Annotated in this window: 15 protein-coding genes; 7 read left to right on the forward strand and 8 right to left on the reverse strand. The window is 71.9% G+C overall.

What is annotated here, in order from left to right:
• Positions 1-16: 16 nt before the first annotated feature.
• Positions 17-1,174: a Na+/H+ antiporter NhaA gene (locus MSA03_RS01730; RefSeq protein WP_147049406.1), complete on the reverse strand. Its 1,158-nt coding sequence runs from the start codon at positions 1,172-1,174 to the stop codon at positions 17-19.
• Between the two features lie 108 nt (positions 1,175-1,282).
• Here MSA03_RS01730 and MSA03_RS01735 point away from each other — a divergent pair, with 108 nt between their 5' ends.
• Positions 1,283-3,952 carry a phosphoenolpyruvate carboxylase gene (locus MSA03_RS01735; protein WP_147049407.1) on the forward strand — a complete coding sequence of 890 codons (2,670 nt, stop codon included), beginning with the start codon at positions 1,283-1,285 and terminating at the stop codon, positions 3,950-3,952.
• A 40-nt stretch (positions 3,953-3,992) separates the two neighbouring features.
• Entirely contained in the window at positions 3,993-4,169 is a 177-nt protein-coding gene (locus MSA03_RS14300) for a hypothetical protein (RefSeq protein ID WP_155947949.1), read from the forward strand.
• A 6-nt stretch (positions 4,170-4,175) separates the two neighbouring features.
• Here the strand turns inward: MSA03_RS14300 and MSA03_RS01740 are convergent, their stop codons facing one another.
• Positions 4,176-4,775, reverse strand: a complete 600-nt coding sequence (locus tag MSA03_RS01740) for a gamma carbonic anhydrase family protein (protein ID WP_028495176.1) — start codon at positions 4,773-4,775, stop codon at positions 4,176-4,178.
• A gap of 154 nt (positions 4,776-4,929) precedes the next feature.
• Here MSA03_RS01740 and gdhA point away from each other — a divergent pair, with 154 nt between their 5' ends.
• Positions 4,930-6,291: an NADP-specific glutamate dehydrogenase gene (gdhA, locus tag MSA03_RS01745; RefSeq protein ID WP_147049408.1), complete on the forward strand. Its 1,362-nt coding sequence runs from the start codon at positions 4,930-4,932 to the stop codon at positions 6,289-6,291.
• 16 nt (positions 6,292-6,307) lie between these two features.
• Complete coding sequence (locus MSA03_RS01750; protein WP_147049409.1) at positions 6,308-7,732, forward strand: basic amino acid/polyamine antiporter; 1,425 nt, start codon at positions 6,308-6,310, stop codon at positions 7,730-7,732.
• Positions 7,733-7,735: 3 nt separating this feature from the next.
• On the opposite strand, the gene mfd is transcribed toward MSA03_RS01750, so the two are convergent.
• The 3 genes from mfd to MSA03_RS01765 form a co-directional block, all read right to left on the reverse strand.
• On the reverse strand, positions 7,736-11,347 hold the full coding sequence (mfd, locus tag MSA03_RS01755; protein WP_174799827.1) for a transcription-repair coupling factor: 3,612 nt from the start codon (positions 11,345-11,347) through the stop codon (positions 7,736-7,738).
• Between the two features lie 34 nt (positions 11,348-11,381).
• Positions 11,382-11,966, reverse strand: coding sequence for an aminoacyl-tRNA hydrolase (pth, locus tag MSA03_RS01760; protein WP_147049410.1), 585 nt, complete (start codon positions 11,964-11,966; stop codon positions 11,382-11,384).
• 77 nt (positions 11,967-12,043) lie between these two features.
• A complete protein-coding gene (locus MSA03_RS01765) occupies positions 12,044-12,679 on the reverse strand; it encodes a 50S ribosomal protein L25/general stress protein Ctc (RefSeq protein WP_147049411.1) in 636 nt (211 codons plus the stop codon).
• 198 nt (positions 12,680-12,877) lie between these two features.
• Here MSA03_RS01765 and MSA03_RS14615 point away from each other — a divergent pair, with 198 nt between their 5' ends.
• Complete coding sequence (locus tag MSA03_RS14615) at positions 12,878-13,000, forward strand: hypothetical protein (RefSeq protein ID WP_261798689.1); 123 nt, start codon at positions 12,878-12,880, stop codon at positions 12,998-13,000.
• A gap of 7 nt (positions 13,001-13,007) precedes the next feature.
• Here MSA03_RS14615 and MSA03_RS01770 read toward each other — a convergent pair whose 3' ends face one another.
• Positions 13,008-13,511 carry a gluconokinase gene (locus MSA03_RS01770; RefSeq protein WP_036272174.1) on the reverse strand — a complete coding sequence of 168 codons (504 nt, stop codon included), beginning with the start codon at positions 13,509-13,511 and terminating at the stop codon, positions 13,008-13,010.
• Between the two features lie 85 nt (positions 13,512-13,596).
• Between MSA03_RS01770 and gnd the strand changes: the two genes are divergently transcribed.
• Together gnd and MSA03_RS01780 are read left to right on the forward strand one after the other, a co-directional pair.
• Positions 13,597-15,045, forward strand: a complete 1,449-nt coding sequence (gnd, locus tag MSA03_RS01775; RefSeq protein WP_147049412.1) for an NADP-dependent phosphogluconate dehydrogenase — start codon at positions 13,597-13,599, stop codon at positions 15,043-15,045.
• 23 nt (positions 15,046-15,068) lie between these two features.
• Positions 15,069-15,503, forward strand: a complete 435-nt coding sequence (locus MSA03_RS01780; RefSeq protein WP_244946270.1) for a VanZ family protein — start codon at positions 15,069-15,071, stop codon at positions 15,501-15,503.
• A 9-nt stretch (positions 15,504-15,512) separates the two neighbouring features.
• Here MSA03_RS01780 and MSA03_RS01785 read toward each other — a convergent pair whose 3' ends face one another.
• Together MSA03_RS01785 and MSA03_RS01790 are read right to left on the reverse strand one after the other, a co-directional pair.
• Complete coding sequence (locus MSA03_RS01785; RefSeq protein WP_170245435.1) at positions 15,513-16,526, reverse strand: magnesium and cobalt transport protein CorA; 1,014 nt, start codon at positions 16,524-16,526, stop codon at positions 15,513-15,515.
• A 38-nt stretch (positions 16,527-16,564) separates the two neighbouring features.
• A complete protein-coding gene (locus MSA03_RS01790; RefSeq protein WP_147049413.1) occupies positions 16,565-17,269 on the reverse strand; it encodes an ABC transporter ATP-binding protein in 705 nt (234 codons plus the stop codon).
• Positions 17,270-17,282 lie beyond the last annotated feature (13 nt).

The following is a 17,282-nucleotide window of genomic DNA, read 5'->3' on the forward strand; positions in this document are numbered from 1 at the left end:
GCGGCTCCCTCGATCGTCAGGCGGCGGTGGCCTTCAGGCGACGATGGTACGCGGCCCGCCAGGCGACGAGGGCCGACGAGGCGACGAGCGCGATTGCGGATCCGGCGAGCACGCCGAGGGTCGCGTGATCGCGGACGGCGGCGTCCCCCGCGAACGCCAGCCCGGCCAGCAGCAGGGACACCGTGAAGCCGATGCCGCCCAGCGCGCCCGCCGCCGCGAAGTCGCCGAACGAGAGCCGGTCCGACCCCCCGCCGAACAGCCGCTGGGCGAGGAGCCCGCCGCCGACGATGCCGATCAGCTTGCCGACGGGCAGCGCGAGGGTGACGGCCCAGAAGGATGCCGACAGCGCGCCGCCGACCGCGGGGATCACGACGAGCGCCGCGGAGAGCGCGAACAGCGGGAGGATGAGCCCGTTGACCGCGGGCTCGAGCATGTGCCGGGCACGCAGTGCCGGCAGCTGCGCCATCGCGAGGCCCAGGAGGACGCCGGCGATCGTCGCATGCACCCCCGAGGCCAGCACGAACACCCAGGTCGCGACCGACAGCACGACGACGACGGCCCATACGCCCACCGTCATCCGGTCGTCCCGTGCCCGGGTGAGCACGGCCACGGCGGCGGCAGCGAGAAGCGCTCCGAGGAGCCAGCCGGCCTGCACTCCGTCGGCGAAGAGCACCGCGATGAAGACGATGCCGATGATGTCGTCGAGGATCGCCAGGGCGAGGAGGAAGACGCGCACCCCGCTCGGCAGCCCTCGCCCGAAGACCGCCAGCACGCCGAGCGCGAAGGCGACGTCGGTGGCGGTGGGGATGGGCCATCCTGCGGCCTGGCCGCTCTGACCGCTCGCGGCGACGACGGCGAGGTACACGGCGATCGGCACGAGCACGCCGCCGGCCGCCGCGATCGCCGGTTGCACGGCGCGGCGCTTGTCGGCGAGCTCCCCCTGCGTCAGCTCGTACTGCAGCTCGACGGAGACGGTGAAGAAGAACACGGCGAGGAGGCCGTCGGAGATCCAGTGCCCGACGGACAGGTCCAGCGGCGTGCCGGGGATGCCGAGATGCGCGCCCTGCACGGCGAACGCCGCGTCGCCGAGCGGGCTGTTGGCCAGGAGCAGTCCTGCCGCCGCGGCGGCGAGGAGGAGGACGGCGGGGAAGCGTGCAGAGCGCAGCAGTGGCATGCGGGCCTTTCGGGGGTCGGCTGATGAGCGCCGACCAGACTTCCCGGCTCACCTGCCCGCGATCCTATACGCGTCACGACGGGCGCGCCGGGCCGTTAGCGTAAAAGGATGCGAGAACCCACGCGCACCGAAGCCATCGATCTGGTCGGCCGGGCCGACGCCGAGCAGGAGCTTCCCGAGCAGATGCGGGCCGACGTCCGGCTGCTCGGCGGTCTCCTGGGGCAGGTGCTGCGCGAAAGCGGCTCGCCGGGCCTGTACGACGACGTGGAGCGGCTGCGCCTCGCGACGATCGCGGCCTACACGGACGAGTCGCCGGAGGCCTACGCACGCGCGGCGGAGATCGCCGAGTCGTTCACGGTCGAGCGCGCCGACGAGGTCGCTCGCGCCTTCACGGTGTACTTCCACCTCGTGAACCTCGCCGAGGAGTTCCAGCGCGTGCGCGTGCTGCGTGAGCGCGACGGACGCCCCGACCGGGAGGACGCCACCGACTCCGTCGCCGCCGCGTTCGTCCGCCTCGCCGCGGAGGTCGGCGACGACACGGCGCTCCGGCGCCTGCAGGCCCTGCGCTTCCACCCCGTCTTCACGGCGCATCCGACGGAGGCCCGCCGCCGAGCGGTGTCCACGAGCATCCGGCGCCTCGCGGGACTCCTGCGCGAGTACGACGCCTCGCTGCGCGGCGGGGCCGATGAGCGCCGCGCCGGCCGCCGGATGCTGGAGGAGATCGACATCCTCTGGCGAACCGCTCCCCTCCGCGCCGAGAAGCCCTCGCCCACCGACGAGGTGCGCGCCATCATGGCGGTGTTCGACGAGACGCTCTACACCGCGGTGCCGCACGTGTACCGACGCGTCGACGACGCCCTGCAGGGTCCCGCCGCCGGCGGCCGGGCGCCCGTCGTCCGCCCGTTCGTGCGGCTCGGCACGTGGGTCGGCGGCGACCGTGACGGCAACCCGTTCGTGACCGCCGCCGTCACGAAGAAGGCCGCCGCCATCGCCTCCGAGCACATCCTGCGGGGCTTGGAGCGCACGGCGGACACCGTGGCGCGCGCGCTCACGCTGTCGGCGGAGACGACGCCGCCGAGCGCCGAGCTCACCGCCCTGTGGCAGCGGCTCGCCGCCGCCGACGAGGACGGCGCCGCCGATGCCCTCAAGCGCGCCGCCGCCGAGCCGCACAAGCGCGTCCTCATGCTCCTCGCCCGCCGGATCGCCGCGACGCGCGCCCGGGACGCGGACCTCGCCTACCAGGATCCCGCCGATCTCCTCGCGGACCTCCGGGTCGTCCAGGGCTCGCTCGTGGCCGCCGGCGCCGCCCGGCAGGCCTACGGCGGCCTGCAGCAGCTGCTGTGGCAGGTCGAGACGTTCGGCTTCCATCTCGCCGAGCTGGAGGTGCGTCAGCACTCCGCCGTGCACGAGAAGGTCCTCGCGGAATGCGAGGCCGGCGGCACCCTCAGCGCGCAGGCCGAGGAGGTGCTCGAGGTCTTCCGCGCCATCGCGCAGATCCAGAAGCGCTACGGCCCCGGCGCCGCGGGGCGCTACATCGTCTCGTTCACCCGCACTGCCGCCGACCTCGCCGCCGTGCATGCGCTGGCCCGGCACGCCGTCGGCCCGTCCGGCCGGATGCCGGTGCTCGACGTCATCCCGCTGTTCGAGACGTTCGCCGACCTTCAGGCAGCCCCCGGAGTGCTCGCCGAGATCGTGCAGCACCCCGATTTCGCGGCCCGCCTGGAGGCGACCGGCCGGCGGCTGGAGGTCATGCTCGGCTACTCCGACTCGTCGAAGGACGTCGGCCCGGTCGCGGCGAACCTCGCCCTCTACGAGGCGCAGGCGAAGATCGCCGCGTGGGCGCAGGACAACGCCATCGCGCTGACCCTCTTCCACGGCCGGGGCGGCGCGCTCGGCCGCGGCGGCGGACCGGCGAACTCCGCGATCCTCGCGCAGCCCCCGCACTCGGTCGACGGCCGGTTCAAGCTGACCGAGCAGGGCGAGGTCATCTTCGCGCGCTACGGCGACCCCGCGATCGCCATGCGGCACATCGACCAGGTCGCCGCGGCCACGCTCCTGGCATCGGCGCCCTCGATCGAGAACCGCAACCGCGCCGCCGCCGAGCGGTACGCGGAGATCGCCGCGACGATGGACACCGCGTCGCGGCACCGGTTCTTCTCGCTCGTGAAAGCGCCCGGCTTCGCCCCCTGGTTCGCGACCGTCACCCCCATGGAGGAGATCGGGCTGCTCGCGCTCGGCTCCCGGCCCGCCCGCCGCGGGTTGTCGGTGGAGTCCCTCGAGGACCTCCGCGCGATCCCGTGGGTGTTCGCGTGGTCGCAGGCCCGCATCAACCTCGCCGGCTGGTTCGGGCTGGGCACGGCGCTGGACGCCGTCGGCGACGAGGACCTCCTCCGCCGCGCCTACGAGGAGTGGCCGCTGCTGCGGACCGTCATCGACAACGTCGGGATGAGCCTCGCCAAGGCCGATCAGCGCATCGCGCGCCGCTACCTCGCCCTCGGCGACCGCCCGGATCTCGCCGACCTCGTGATGGCGGAGATGGCGCTCACCCGCGGATGGGTCGTGCGGATCACCGGCGGCGGCGACCTGCTCGCGAACAAGCCGGTCCTGCAGCGGGCCGTGAAGATGCGCGACCCGTACGTGGACGCGCTGTCGCTCCTGCAGCTGCGGGCGCTCCGGGCCCTGCGGACCGCCCCGGAGGGTCAGGACGTGCAGGGCTGGCAGCGCCTGCTGCTGCTGTCCGTCAGCGGGGTCGCGGCCGGCCTGCAGAACACGGGCTGATCAGCCGCCCGGCGGGCCCACGCGGGGTTATCGTGTGCGCATGGACGGGAAGACGGCGGTATCCGCGGAGGTCTGCCCCTCGTGCGGCTCCTTCGACGTACGGGCGATCGAGCCCCGGTGGTTCCAGGTCGACATCGACCGGCGCCCGGAACTCGACCGCGGGTGGGCGGAGCACATCGACTTCGCGTGCCGGGAGTGCGGCCTCAGCTGGACCTGAGCGCCGTCAGTCGACGCGCCGGTCGTCGGCGTGCCGCGCGAGCGAGGAGCCGTACCGCTCCGTGAGCTGCATCATGAGGTCGGGGGTCTCCCGGTCCAGGCCGAAGACGTAGCCGGGGAAGTCCAGGTCGTGCTGCAGCTCCCAGATCTCCTCATGCCGGTCCGGGGAGAGGAGCCGGGCAGGGTCGCCCACCGCCACCCAGCCGATGGGCACGACGGTCTCCGGCGGCAGCACCGTGCGCAGGTGCACGACCGCGTTGATGCGGACCTCGCAGCGCTCCCCCACCCGCGCCCCGTTGAAGACGCGGGTCCCGGTGGCCAGGAACACCTCGTCGGCGATCGTGGCGCCCGAGATGCTCGCCATGGGCCCCACCAGCACGTGCGAGCCGATGCGCACCGCATTCACGGACGTCGCCCGGATGAGGGCGTTCTCCATGACGATGACGTTCTCGCCCAGGATGACGGGTCCGCCCTCCGCCGTGATGACGGCGCCGTGCAGCACCTGGCTGCCCGCGCCGATCGTGACATCGCCGGAGATGACGGCCGTGGGCGCCACGACGGCGTCCGGGTGGATGCGGGGCTGCGCCCCGAGGTGCTCGAATCGCATGGCTGCTCCCTCGCGTCCCCGCCAGCGTATCGGCCCGTCATCTGGACGGAAGCCCGCGCGACCGGGACTAAAGTTGTAGTGGCCGCTCGCGCCGACATTCCCTCTCCCGGCAGGAAGCTCCACTGTGCCTGAAACCGCTGTGTCCGAAACCGCTGTGCCTGAAACCCCCCTCTCCCCGCTGCCCGACTCGGTGCGCTCCGTCTTCGAGGGGGTCGTGGCCCGCAACCCGCACGAGCCCGAGTTCCAGCAGGCGGTGCACGAGGTGCTGCACTCCATCACCCCGGTCCTGGAGGCGCACCCGCAGTTCGTGGCGGGCGGCATCCTCGAGCGCATCGTCGAGCCGGAACGGCAGATCATGTTCCGCGTGCCGTGGGTCGACGACGGCGGGAAGCTGCAGGTCAACCGCGGCTACCGCATCCAGTTCTCCTCCGTCCTCGGCCCGTACAAGGGCGGCCTCCGGTTCCACCCGTCGGTCAACCTCTCGATCATCAAGTTCCTCGGCTTCGAGCAGATCTTCAAGAACGCCCTCACCGGGCAGGGCATCGGCGGCGGCAAGGGCGGCAGCGACTTCGACCCGCACGGGCGCTCCGACGGCGAGATCATGCGGTTCTGCCAGTCGTTCATGAACGAGCTGTACCGCCACCTCGGCGAGCACACCGACGTGCCGGCCGGAGACATCGGCGTCGGCGCGCGGGAGATCGGCTACCTGTTCGGCCAGTACCGCAAGATCACGAACCGGCACGAGTCCGGCATGTTCACCGGCAAGGGCGTCCAGTGGGGCGGCGCGGAGGTGCGCACCGAGGCGACCGGGTACGGCGCCGTCTTCTTCGCGCAGGAGATGCTCGCGGTGCACGGCGAGCGCCTCGACGGCAAGCGCGTCGCGGTCTCCGGCTCGGGCAACGTCGCGATCTACGCGATCGCGAAGGCCCGCCAGCTCGGCGCGACGCCCGTCACGGCATCCGATTCCTCCGGCTACATCGTCGACGACGCCGGGATCGACCTGGATCTCCTCCGTCACCTGAAGGAGGAGAACCGCCTCCGGATCTCCGAGTACGTCACCCACCGCCCGCAGGCCCGCTTCGTCGAGGGCGCCCGCCCGTGGGAGGTGCCGGTGGACATCGCCATCCCGTCGGCGACACAGAACGAGCTCGACGAGCACGACGCCCGCGCCCTGATCGACGGCGGCGTCCGAGCCGTCGCCGAGGGCGCGAACATGCCCTCCACGCCCGCCGCCGTCGCCGCCCTGCAGGCCGCCGGCGTGCTGTTCGGGCCCGGCAAGGCGGCCAACGCCGGCGGCGTCGCGACGTCCGCGCTGGAGATGAGCCAGAACGCGGCGCGCCAGCGCTGGGGCTTCGAGGACAGCGAGGGGAAGCTTCACGCCATCATGCGGGATGTGCACCGCGCCTCGTTCCAGGCCGCCGAGCGCTACGGCGCTCCCGGCGACTACGTCGTGGGAGCCAACTCGGCCGGGTTCGAGCGCGTCGCGCACGCCATGCTCGCGCAGGGCGTCATCTGAAGCGCAGGATGACAGCGTGACCACCACGCCCACCGCGGCCGGCTCGCCCGCCAAGGTCTCCACCCTCACCCTCTCGACGTTCGTCGTCGGGTCGATGGTCGGGGCCGGCGTCTTCTCCCTGCCCGGGCAGTTCGCCGGCTCGGCGGGCGTTGCGGGCGCCCTGCTGGCCTGGGCGCTCGCCGGCACCGGCACCCTCATGCTGGCGCTCGTCTTCCAGCGTCTCGCCGTGCAGGCCCCGCACCTGGACGCGGGCGTGTTCGCGTACGCGAAAGCCGGCTTCGGCGACTACCTCGGCTTCGTCTCCGCGTTCGGGTACTGGGCGAGCGCCGTCGCGGGCAACGTCTTCTACTGGGTGTTCGTGACCACGACGCTCGGCGCCGTCTTCCCCGCCCTCGGCGAGGGCGATACCCCGGCCGCGATCCTCGTGGCCTCGGCGGGGCTGTGGCTGTTCTACGCCCTCATCCGCCGCGGCGTGACGCAGGCCGCGGCCCTGAACCGCGTCGTGACGATCGCCAAGGTCGCCCCGATCGTGCTGTTCGTCGTGCTGTGCCTGTTCGTCTTCGACCCGGCCGTGTTCGCCGCGAACTGGACGGGCGGCATCGACGCCCCGCCGCTGTGGGACCAGGTCACCTCGACCCTGCTCGTCACCGTGTTCGTCTTCATCGGCATCGAGGGGGCGAGCGTGTACTCGCGCCACGCGCGGCGCCGACGGGATGTCGGGCGTGCGACGCTGTTCGGGTTCCTGAGCGTCCTCGCGGTCTTCGCATCGGTGACGCTCGTGTCCTACGGCGTCCTGCCGCGCGCCGAGATCGCGCAGCTCCGGCAACCCTCGATGGCGGCGATCCTCGAGGAGGCGGTCGGCCCATGGGGCTCCGTGTTCGTCGGGGTGGCCCTCATCGTCGCCGTGCTGGGCGCCTACCTCGCCTGGACGCTCATGGCCGCCGAGGTGCTCCTCGTGGCTGCGCGCGCCGGGGTGCTTCCGCGCCCGCTGCGGCGCGTCGACGCGAAGGACGTGCCGGTCGGGGCGCTCACCATCACGACGGCGATCGCGCAGCTCATGCTCATCGTCGTGCTCTTCTCCGACAACGCGTTCGACATCGCGCTGGACCTCACGAGCGCGCTCATCCTCATCCCGTACGTCCTGTCCGCGGCGTTCGGTCTCAAGCTCGCGCTGACGACGCCCGGCCCGGTGCGCGTGGGCGCCGTGGTGGTCGCGGCGCTCGCGACGGCGTACACGGCGTTCCTGCTCCTGGCCGCCGGGGCGACGTACGTGCTGCTCTCGCTCATCGTGCTGGTGCCCGCGACCGCCCTGTTCGCGGCGGCGAAGCGGGAGCGCGGCGAGCGGGTGTTCACGCCGGCCGAGTGGGTCGTGTTCGCGCTCGCCGTCGCCGGGGCGGTCACCGCGGCGGCGCTGCTGGCGACCGGGGCCCTCGGGCTCTGAGGCTCAGGAGCCGGTCGCCCCGTCCGCGGGTGCCGGTGTCTCGGCGGCCGGCAGGGGGAAGAGCTGGTCGAGCAGCTGCGCCGTCCAGGTGATGAGGTCGGCGTCCACGACGCTCTCCCCGCCGGCGGTCGGGAGCGGGACGATCATGGCCTCCCCGCCGGAGAGGATCTTCGCCTTGGGGTGCAGGCGCTGCATCCGCACGCGAAGCGAGTCGGGCAGGTGCGCGGGGGCGATCCGCAGGTTCGGTCCCATCGCGACGACGTCGGTCAGGCCGGAGCGTGCGGCGCGGCGCCGCAGGCGGGCCACCGCGATGAGGCCCTCGACCTCGCGCGGCAGGTCGCCGTAGCGGTCGACGAGCTCCTCCACGACGAGGTCGATGGTCTCGTCCTTCGCGGTGGCGGAGGCCGCGCCGGAGAGCTTCTGGTAGGCCTCCAGGCGCAGGCGCTCACTGTCGATGTACGACTCCGGGATGCGGGCGTCCACGGGCAGCTCGAGCCGCAGCTCGGCGGGCCCCTCGGTCTCCTCCCCGCGGAACGTGGAGACGGCCTCCCCGATCATCCGCAGGTACAGGTCGAAGCCCACGCCGGCGATGTGCCCGGCCTGCTCGGCGCCGAGCATGTTGCCGGCGCCGCGGATCTCGAGGTCCTTCAGCGCCACCTGCATGCCGCTGCCGAGATCGTTGTTGACCGCGATGGTCTCCAGGCGGTCGGCGGCCGTCTCGCTGAGCGGCTTCATCTCGTCGTAGAGGAAGTACGCGTACGCGCGCTCCCGGGCGCGTCCGACACGGCCCCGCAGCTGGTGCAGCTGGCTGAGCCCGTACTTGTCGGCGCGGTCGATGATGATGGTGTTCGCGTTGGCGATGTCGAGGCCGGTCTCGATGATCGTCGTCGAGACGAGCACGTCGGCGCGGCGCTCCCAGAAGTCGTCGACGACCTGCTCGAGCGCGTGCTCCCCCATCCGGCCGTGCGCGACGGCGATGCGCGCCTCCGGGACGAGCTCGGCCAGCTGCGCGGCGACGCGCTGGATCGACTGCACCCGGTTGTGCACGTAGAAGATCTGCCCCTCGCGCAGCAGCTCGCGACGGATCGCGGCGGCGACCTGCTTGTCGCTGCGGGGCCCGACGTAGGTGAGGATCGGATGCCGGTCCTCCGGCGGCGTCTGCAGTGACGACATCTCCCGGATGCCGGTGACCGCCATCTCCAACGTCCGCGGGATCGGCGTCGCGCTCATCGCGAGGATGTCGACGTTCATCTTCAGCTTCTTCAGCTTGTCCTTGTGCTCGACGCCGAAGCGCTGCTCCTCGTCGATGATGAGAAGGCCGAGGTCCTTGAAGATCACCTGGTCGGTCAGGATGCGGTGGGTGCCGATGACCATGTCGACGGTGCCGTCCAGGACGCCGTCGAGCGTGTCGCGCGCCTCCTTGTCGGTCTGGAAGCGCGACAGCGGCCGGACCTTGACGGGGAAACCCGCGAACCGCTCCGTGAAGGTCTCGAGGTGCTGCTTGACGAGCAGCGTCGTCGGCACGAGCATGGCGACCTGCTTGCCGTCCTGGATCGCCTTGAATGCCGCACGGACGGCCACTTCGGTCTTGCCGAACCCGACGTCGCCGGACAGCAGCCGGTCCATCGGGATCGGGCGTTCCATATCGGCCTTGATCTCGTCGATCGTCTGCAGCTGGTCCGGCGTCTCCGCGAACGGGAACGCCTCCTCCAGCTCACGCTGCCACGGCGTGTCCGGCCCGAACGCGTGCCCCTTCGCGGCCATGCGCGCCGAGTACAGCTTGACGAGCTCGACGGCGATGTCCCGCACGGCGCGGCGGGCCTTGCCCTTGGTGGCCGCCCAGTCGCTGCCGCCCATCTTCGACAGGGTCGGGGCCTCCCCGCCGACGTACCGGGAGAGCAGGTCGAGCTGGTCGGTGGGGACGAAGAGCTTGTCGCCGGGGTACCCGCGCTTGGACGGCGCGTACTCCAGCACGAGGTATTCGCGGGTCGTCTTGACGGCGTTCCGGCCGCCCGTGGAGACCTCGCGCTGCACGAGCTCCACGAAGCGCCCGATGCCGTGCGTCGTGTGCACGACGAAGTCGCCGGCCTTCAGCTGCAGCGGGTCCACGACGTTGCGACGGCGGGAGGCGAGCTTCTTCACGACCCGGGAGTCCGACCCGATCGTGCGCCCGTAGAAGTCGCTCTCGGTGAAGACGGCGAGCTTCGCGTCCGGTGCCTGGAACCCGTTCTCCAGGGTCGCGACGACGGCGACCGCGATGCCGGGCGGCGGCGGCTCCTCGACCCGCTCGACGGTGCGGGCGGCGATGCCGCGTTCGGCGAGGACATCCCGCGCGCGGTCGACGAGCCCGGTGCCGGACGCGGCGACGACGACGCGCCACCCATCCGCGAGGAGCGTGGCGATGTGCCCGGACGCGCCGTCGACGTTCCCGTGGAAGGACGGCACGGCCGACCCGGCGACGCGCACGGCGCCGTCCGGCGCACCTTCGACGCCGTCGGCGGCGATCTCCGCCGAGCCGGAGTCGAAGGTGCTGAAGCTCCACCACACGCCGCCGCGGGCGGCGGAGGCCTCGCGGAGGGCGGGCAGGGTGAGGAAGTCACCCTCCCCCAGGTCGATGGGCGTGTCGGCGCCGGCGGTCGCGGCGCTCCACGCCGCCTCCAGGAACTCCCGGTTGGTCTCGGTGAGGGTCACGGCGCGTGCGACGGCGCGCTCCGGGTCGACGAGGCCGACGGCGGTGCGGGCGGGCAGGTAGTCCACCAGCGGGACGACGGCGTCGGCGACCGCCGTGAGGAGCGATTCCATCCCCTCGACGGGGATGCCTTCGGACATCTTCTCCAGCATGCCGCGCAGGCCGGGGAAACGGTCCCGGAGCTCCGCGGCGCGGCGGCGCACCTCGGGGGTCAGCAGCAGCTCGCGGCTCGCCGTCATGAGGACGTGGGAGATCTCGCCGGGAAGCGAGCGCTGATCGGCGACGGAGAACGCGCGGATCTGGTCGATCTCGTCGCCGAAGAACTCCACCCGGTACGGGTGGTCGGCGACGGGCGGGAAGACATCGAGGATGCCGCCGCGGACGGCGAACTCGCCGCGCCGCGAGACCATGTCGACGCGGTGATAGGCGAGCTCGACGAGGCGCCGGATGACGGCATCCAGGTCATGGCCGCGCCCGCCGACGGACAGCTCGACGACGCCGGCATGGTCGAGACCGGACGCGAGGGGCTGGGTGGCCGAGCGGACCGAGGCCGTCACGATGAGGGGCACCGTGCCGTCCCAGGCGGCGACCTGCCGGAGCACCTCGAGGCGCTTGCCGACGGTCTCGGCGCTCGGGCTCAGCCGCTCGTGCGGGAGCGTCTCCCACGCCGGGAAGTGCAGGACGAGGGCCCCGGGCACGAGGCACTCCAGCGCCGTCCCCACGCTCTCGGCCCGGCGACCGGTCGGGGCGATGACGAGGAGGGATGCCGGCAGGCCGGCCGCGCGGCGGCGATCGAGGAGGCCCGCGAGCACGGGGGCGTCCAGGCCCGGAGTGAGGGAGAACTCGCCGTCGACGACGGCATCGCCCATGGCATCCCGGAAGGATTCCGCCTGCTCGAGGGCGCGCACGATCCCGGGAACTGTCACCGGATGAGTCTATGCCCGGGTGCGGACACGGGCCTCACGGGCGGGGCGCGTGGTGCTTCTGCTGCGCGGCGACGAGGCCCTCGGCGATCAGCTGCTCGACGGCGTCCGCCGCGTCCGACAGGACGAGGAGAAGGTCTTTCCGCTCGCTCCCGCCGAACGCGTCGAGGACCCAGTCGGCGGGGTCCTGCCGACCGGGCGGACGCCCGATGCCGACCCGGACGCGCGGGAAGTCGGCGGTGCCGAGCGCTTTCGCGACGTCGCGGACGCCGTTGTGACCGCCGTGACCGCCGCCCACCTTGAGCTTGAGCGAGTCGAACGGGATGTCGAGCTCATCGTGGATGACGACGACGCGCTCGGCGGGGACGCCGTAGAACGATGCCAGCGCGGAGACCGGGCCGCCGGAGACGTTCATGAACGAGTTGGGCTTGGCCAGCACGATCTTCGCGGCGCCGGGACGCAGCCAGGTCTCCGCGACCCGGGCGTTGGCCTTGTGCGCGCGGAGGGTCTCCGACCGTCGCGCGGCGAGTTCGTCCACGACCATCTGGCCCACGTTGTGCCGGGTCATCTCGTACCGCGGACCGGGGTTGCCCAGTCCCACGACCAGCCAGGTGTCGGCCATGGCGCCCTCTCCCTTCGACGACGGAGCCCGCCGCCACCAGTATCGGTGGAGACGGGCCCCGGGACGTGCGGTGCGGATTACTCGGCGGCCGCGTCGCCGGACTCGGCGCCGGCCTCTTCGCCTGCCGCGGCGGAGGCGGCGTCGGCGGCCTCGTCGTCGGCGGACGGGCCGGAGGGGGTCGTGATCGCGACGATCAGGGTCTCCGCGTCGGTGACGAGCGAGGAGCCCTTGGGCAGCTTCAGGTCGGCGGCGGTGATGTGCGCGCCCTCCTGGAGGCCCTCGATGTCGACCTCGATGTGCTGCGGGATGTGCGTGGCCTCGACCTCGAGCAGCACCGTGGTGTTGTCGAGGTTGACGATCGTGCCGGCGAAGGACTCACCCGTGACGACGATGGGCACGTCGACCTGGATCTTCTCGCCCTTCTTCACGACGAGGAGGTCGATGTGCTCGATGATCTGGTGCACCGGGTCCTTCTGGACGTCCTTGACCAGCGTGAGCTGCTGCGTGCCGTCGACCTCGAGCTCCAGGACCGCGTTGGCGCGGCGGATGAGCAGCGCGACCTGGTGGCCGGGCAGGGCGACGTGGACGGGGTCGGTGCCGTGGCCGTAGATGACGGCGGGGATCTTGCCGGCGGCGCGGAGGCGGCGGGCGTAGCCCTTGCCGAAGCTGTCGCGCAGCTCGGCGAGGACCTTGGTGTCGGTCTCGGTCGACATGGTTGTTCTCCTTGCGGGGCCTTCGCGGCCCAGATGTGGTCTGTGTTTCGACTCGAACGCATGCGCGTGAGGAAAGCCGCGAAGCCTGCATCACCGCGTCGATCACGGATGCCTGCTGCACCCCTCGCCGAAGTTGTCCCTCAGTCTATCAGCGCGCCCGATACGATGAGGACGTCACATCGGACGACGGAGGAACCCATGGAATACGGCTGGATGTCGCACGCGCTGGGCTGGATCATCGGCATCATGACCGTCGCCGCCACCCTGGGCGCCGCGGGCGCCCTGTTCTCGATGGGCCGCACCGCCTACCGCAAGGACTGAGCCCCGGTCAGCCGGCGGCCTCGCCGCCGAGGCGGCGCTTGAGCAGCGACGCCGCACGATCGACGACCGCCACGAGGTCGGCATCGTTGGCGATCCGGACGCCCTGCTCGTCCGCCGCGAGCGGCTCGAGCACCGCGAGCTGCGAGTCCAGGAGCGCCGGCGGCATGAAGTGGTCGCGGCGGGACATGCGGTGCGCGAGCTCGGTCACCGGCACGACGAGCTCGACGAACACGGCATCCGGGGCAGCGACCCGGATCCGGTCGCGGTAGACGCGGCGCAGCGCGGAGCAGGCCACGACGAGGTGCGACTCCCGCGCGAGGACGCGGCCCACGACGTCCAGCCACGGCTCCCGGTCGGCATCCGTCAGCGGGATCCCGGCCGCCATCTTGGCGACGTTGGCCGCGGGGTGCAGGTCGTCGCCGTCGACGAATCGCGCACGCACCTGCGCGGCCAAGGCCGCTCCGACGAGCGATTTCCCCGAGCCGCTGGGCCCCATGACGACGATCCGCATGATCGCATCCTGTCACGCGGCGGCGGGCGATCCGGCAGCACGGGTACGCTGAAACGGTCCCCCGCACACCTCGAGGAGTCTCACAGTGCCCGAAGCAAGCGCGAACATCGGAGTGGTCGGTCTGGCCGTCATGGGTTCGAACCTGGCCCGCAATCTTGCGTCCCGGGAGGGGAACACGGTCGCGGTGTTCAACCGGTCGCGGTCCAAGACGGATGAGCTGGTGGCGGCGCACCCGGAGGCGGAGTTCGTCCCCGCGTTCAGCTACGAGGAGTTCGCCGCGTCGCTGCAGAAGCCGCGGACGGCGATCATCATGGTCAAGGCCGGGGCCGGCACGGATGCGGTGATCGATGCGCTGACGGGGGTGTTCGAGCCGGGTGACATCATCGTCGACGGCGGGAACGCGTTGTTCACCGACACGATCCGCCGGGAGAAGGCCGTCCGGGCGACGGGGATCAACTTCGTCGGCGCGGGGATCTCCGGCGGGGAGGAGGGCGCCCTGACCGGCCCGTCCATCATGCCCGGCGGGTCGGATGAGTCCTGGGTGACCCTGGGCCCGATCCTCCGCTCGATCGCCGCGGTCGCGGAGGGTGAGCCGTGCGTCACGCACGTCGGACACGACGGCGCCGGGCACTTCGTGAAGATGGTGCACAACGGCATCGAGTACGCCGACATGCAGCTCATCGCCGAGGCCTACGACCTGATCCGCCGCGGCACCTCCAAGACCCCCGCCGAGATCGCCGACGTGTTCGCGGAGTGGAACCGCGGCGAACTGGAGTCCTACCTGATCGAGATCACCGCGGAGGTGCTCCGCCAGACCGACGCCGCCACCGGGCTCCCCCTCGTGGACGTGATCCTCGACCAGGCCGGCGCGAAGGGCACCGGCGCCTGGACCGTGCAGACCGCCCTGAACCTCGGGGTCCCGGTCTCCGGGATCGCCGAAGCCGTGTTCGCCCGGTCGCTGTCCTCCCACCCGGAACAGCGGGCCGTGTCCCGGGACCTGCCCGGCGCGGAAGAGGACCTCGAGGTCGAGGACGCCGACGCGTTCATCGAAGACGTCCGCCTCGCCCTGTACGCATCGAAGATCGTCGCGTACTCGCAGGGGTTCGACGAGATCCGCGCCGGCGCCGCCGCATACGACTGGACCATCGACCTCGGCGCGATCGCGAAGATCTGGCGCGGCGGCTGCATCATCCGCGCCCAATTCCTCAACCGCATCTCCGACGCCTACCAGACCACCCCCGACCTGCCCGTCCTGCTCACCGCCCCGTACTTCGTCGACGCCCTCACCCGCGCCCAAGGAGCCTGGCGGCGCATCGTCGCCACCGCCGCCGCCTCCGGCATCCCCGCCCCCGCGTTCTCCTCCTCCCTCGCCTACTACGACGGACTCCGCGCCGAACGCCTCCCCGCCGCCCTCATCCAAGGCCAACGCGACTTCTTCGGCGCACACACCTACCAGCGCACCGACAAGCCCCGCACCTTCCACACCCAGTGGTCCGGCGACCGCACCGAGGTCGAAGCCGAGGACACGCACTGACGACGAGCCTGCAGGCGCGCACGGTGATCGCGCGCCTGCTGTTGGCTCCGCTGTCGCTGGGCTATCTCGTCGCGGTCGGGTGGATGACGCTGAGCGTGCGTCCATACGGCGAGGACATCGGCGGCGTCGTGGACCGGCTCCTGGAATGGCTGTCGCGACGCCCGGTCACCGAGTGGGTGACGTTCCGGTGGCTGGAGTTCTTCGCCAATATCGCGATGTTCGTGCCGCTGGGCGTGTTCGTGGTGCTGTGGTTCGGCGTCCGGCGCTGGTGGCTCGCGCCGCCCACCGGCTTCGCCCTGAGCGCGGCGATCGAGATCGCGCAGCTGCAGCTCCTGCCGTCGCGGTTCGCCGATCCGCGCGACCTCGTCGCGAACACGACGGGGGCCGTCCTCGGCGCGGCCGCCATGGTCTTCCTGTGGTTCCTGCTCACGAGCGCTCCCGCGAGAAGGCGACGGTGACCGCCGGCGTCAGAGCCAGTCGCGCTTCTTGAAGACGACGTACAGGGCCACGCTCACGCCGACCATGAGCGCGAGGGCGAACGGATAGCCCCAGGGCTGGTCGATCTCCGGCATGAAGCGGAAGTTCATGCCGTACACCCCGGCGATGAGCGTGGGCGCGAACCCGATGGCGGCCCACGAGGAGACCTTCTTGACCTGGTCGTTCTGCTCGAGGCTGACCCGGGTCATCTCGCGCATCTGCTCGTTGCGGCGCTGCTCGACGAGCGTCGCGTGGATCGTGAGCGCGCTGTCCAGGGTGCTGCGGAAGGCCGCGACGCGTCCGTCGATGTAGCGGGCGCGGTCGGCGACCTCGGCGAACGGTGCGACCGACGAGACACCCTGCTTCTTCGCGACGACGCGTCCGAGGCGCTCGATGATCTCGGCGAGAGGCGCCGTCGCATGGTGGAGGTCGATCACCTCGCGCTGGAGCGCGAAGATCCGGTGGGAGACATCCTCCTCGTCGCCGAAGAGCTCCTCCTCGATCTCGTCGATGTCGTTCTCGATGCCGTCCATGACGTCGCGGTACCCGCGGGTGACGTACTCGCAGACCGCCCAGAGGACCGCGTACGGCCCCCGCGTGACGATGTCCGGGTACTGCTCGAGGAGAGCCCGCATGCGCTCGAGGTCCACGGCGGGATGTGCGGAGACCGCGAAGACGAGATGGTCGCCGACGACGACATCCACCTCGTGGCAGTGCACACTCTCGGTGCGGTCGGCGTACTCCGCCGGCTGCAGGACGAGGAACAGCAGGTCGCCGAAGTGGTCGAGCTTGGAGCGCTGGTGCGTACGGGTCATCTCCGTGATGCCGAGACGGTCCAGGCCCAGCTCCTCGCCGAGGGCGACGACCTCCTCGGGCGTCGGCCCCTGCAGGCCGACCCACAGCATCCCGTCCTGCTCCCGGGCGAGGGCGAGACCCTCCGCCGGGGAGATCCCCTCCCGGACCCGCTCGCCGCGGACGTAGACCACGGTGCGCGCTGTCGCCATACGCACACCCTACGCGCGGGGCGAGGGCGGTCCGCGCGTCAGCGCGTGATGTCGGTGAGCGTCCCGCGGTCCAGCCGCAGCCGGCGCCGCGCACGCCGCGCGACGGCGGAGTCGTGCGTCACGACGACGAGGGTGAGGCCCTCCGCGTTCAGCTGCTCCAGGACGGTCAGGATCTCGTCGCGCATCGACTCGTCGAGGTTGCCGGTCGGCTCGTCGGCCAGGAGCACCCGCGGGCGCTTGGCGATCGCGCGGGCGATCGCGACGCGCTGCTGCTGCCCGCCGGAGAGCTCCCCCGGCCGGTGATCGGCGCGGTCGGCGAGACCGACGCGGGCGAGCGCCTCCCGCACACGCTCGTCGCGCTCCGCGCGGTCCAGCCGCAGCGGCTCCAGTCCCATGTCGACGTTCTCCGCAGCCGTGAGCGTGGGCATGAGGTTGAACCCCTGGAAGACGAAGCCGATCTCTGCCGCGCGCACAGCGCCGAGCGCCCCGGGCCGGGCGGCGGCGAGGTCGGTGCCGTCCAGGAGGACGTGGCCGTCGGTGGGGGTGTCGAGCGCGCCGAGCAGCTGCAGGAGGGTGGACTTGCCCCCGCCTGTCGGACCCAGGATCGCGACGAAGTCGCCGGTGGCGATCTCCACGTCCACGCCCGTGAGCGCGTGCACGATGCGTCCCTTCGCGCGGTAGGTCTTCGTGACGCCGGTCAGGCGGTACGCCGGTGCGGGTTCGACGGTGTCGGTGCTGGTCATGTGCTGTTCCTTC

Source organism: Microbacterium saccharophilum, assembly GCF_007992455.1.
Classification (GTDB): Bacteria; Actinomycetota; Actinomycetes; order Actinomycetales; family Microbacteriaceae; genus Microbacterium; species Microbacterium saccharophilum.

Excerpts from the sequence above, each read along its gene's own strand:
- MSA03_RS01730 (WP_147049406.1), bottom strand. The coding sequence starts at position 1,174 with ATGCCACTGCTGCGCTCTGCACGCTTCCCCGCCGTCCTCCTCCTCGCC.
- MSA03_RS01735 (WP_147049407.1), top strand. The coding sequence starts at position 1,283 with ATGCGAGAACCCACGCGCACCGAAGCCATCGATCTGGTCGGCCGGGCC.
- MSA03_RS14300 (WP_155947949.1), top strand. The coding sequence starts at position 3,993 with ATGGACGGGAAGACGGCGGTATCCGCGGAGGTCTGCCCCTCGTGCGGC.
- MSA03_RS01740 (WP_028495176.1), bottom strand. The coding sequence starts at position 4,775 with ATGCGATTCGAGCACCTCGGGGCGCAGCCCCGCATCCACCCGGACGCC.
- pth (WP_147049410.1), bottom strand. The coding sequence starts at position 11,966 with ATGGCCGACACCTGGCTGGTCGTGGGACTGGGCAACCCCGGTCCGCGG.
- MSA03_RS01765 (WP_147049411.1), bottom strand. The coding sequence starts at position 12,679 with ATGTCGACCGAGACCGACACCAAGGTCCTCGCCGAGCTGCGCGACAGC.
- MSA03_RS14615 (WP_261798689.1), top strand. The coding sequence starts at position 12,878 with ATGGAATACGGCTGGATGTCGCACGCGCTGGGCTGGATCATCGGCATC.
- MSA03_RS01770 (WP_036272174.1), bottom strand. The coding sequence starts at position 13,511 with ATGCGGATCGTCGTCATGGGGCCCAGCGGCTCGGGGAAATCGCTCGTC.
- MSA03_RS01785 (WP_170245435.1), bottom strand. The coding sequence starts at position 16,526 with ATGGCGACAGCGCGCACCGTGGTCTACGTCCGCGGCGAGCGGGTCCGG.
- MSA03_RS01790 (WP_147049413.1), bottom strand. The coding sequence starts at position 17,269 with ATGACCAGCACCGACACCGTCGAACCCGCACCGGCGTACCGCCTGACC.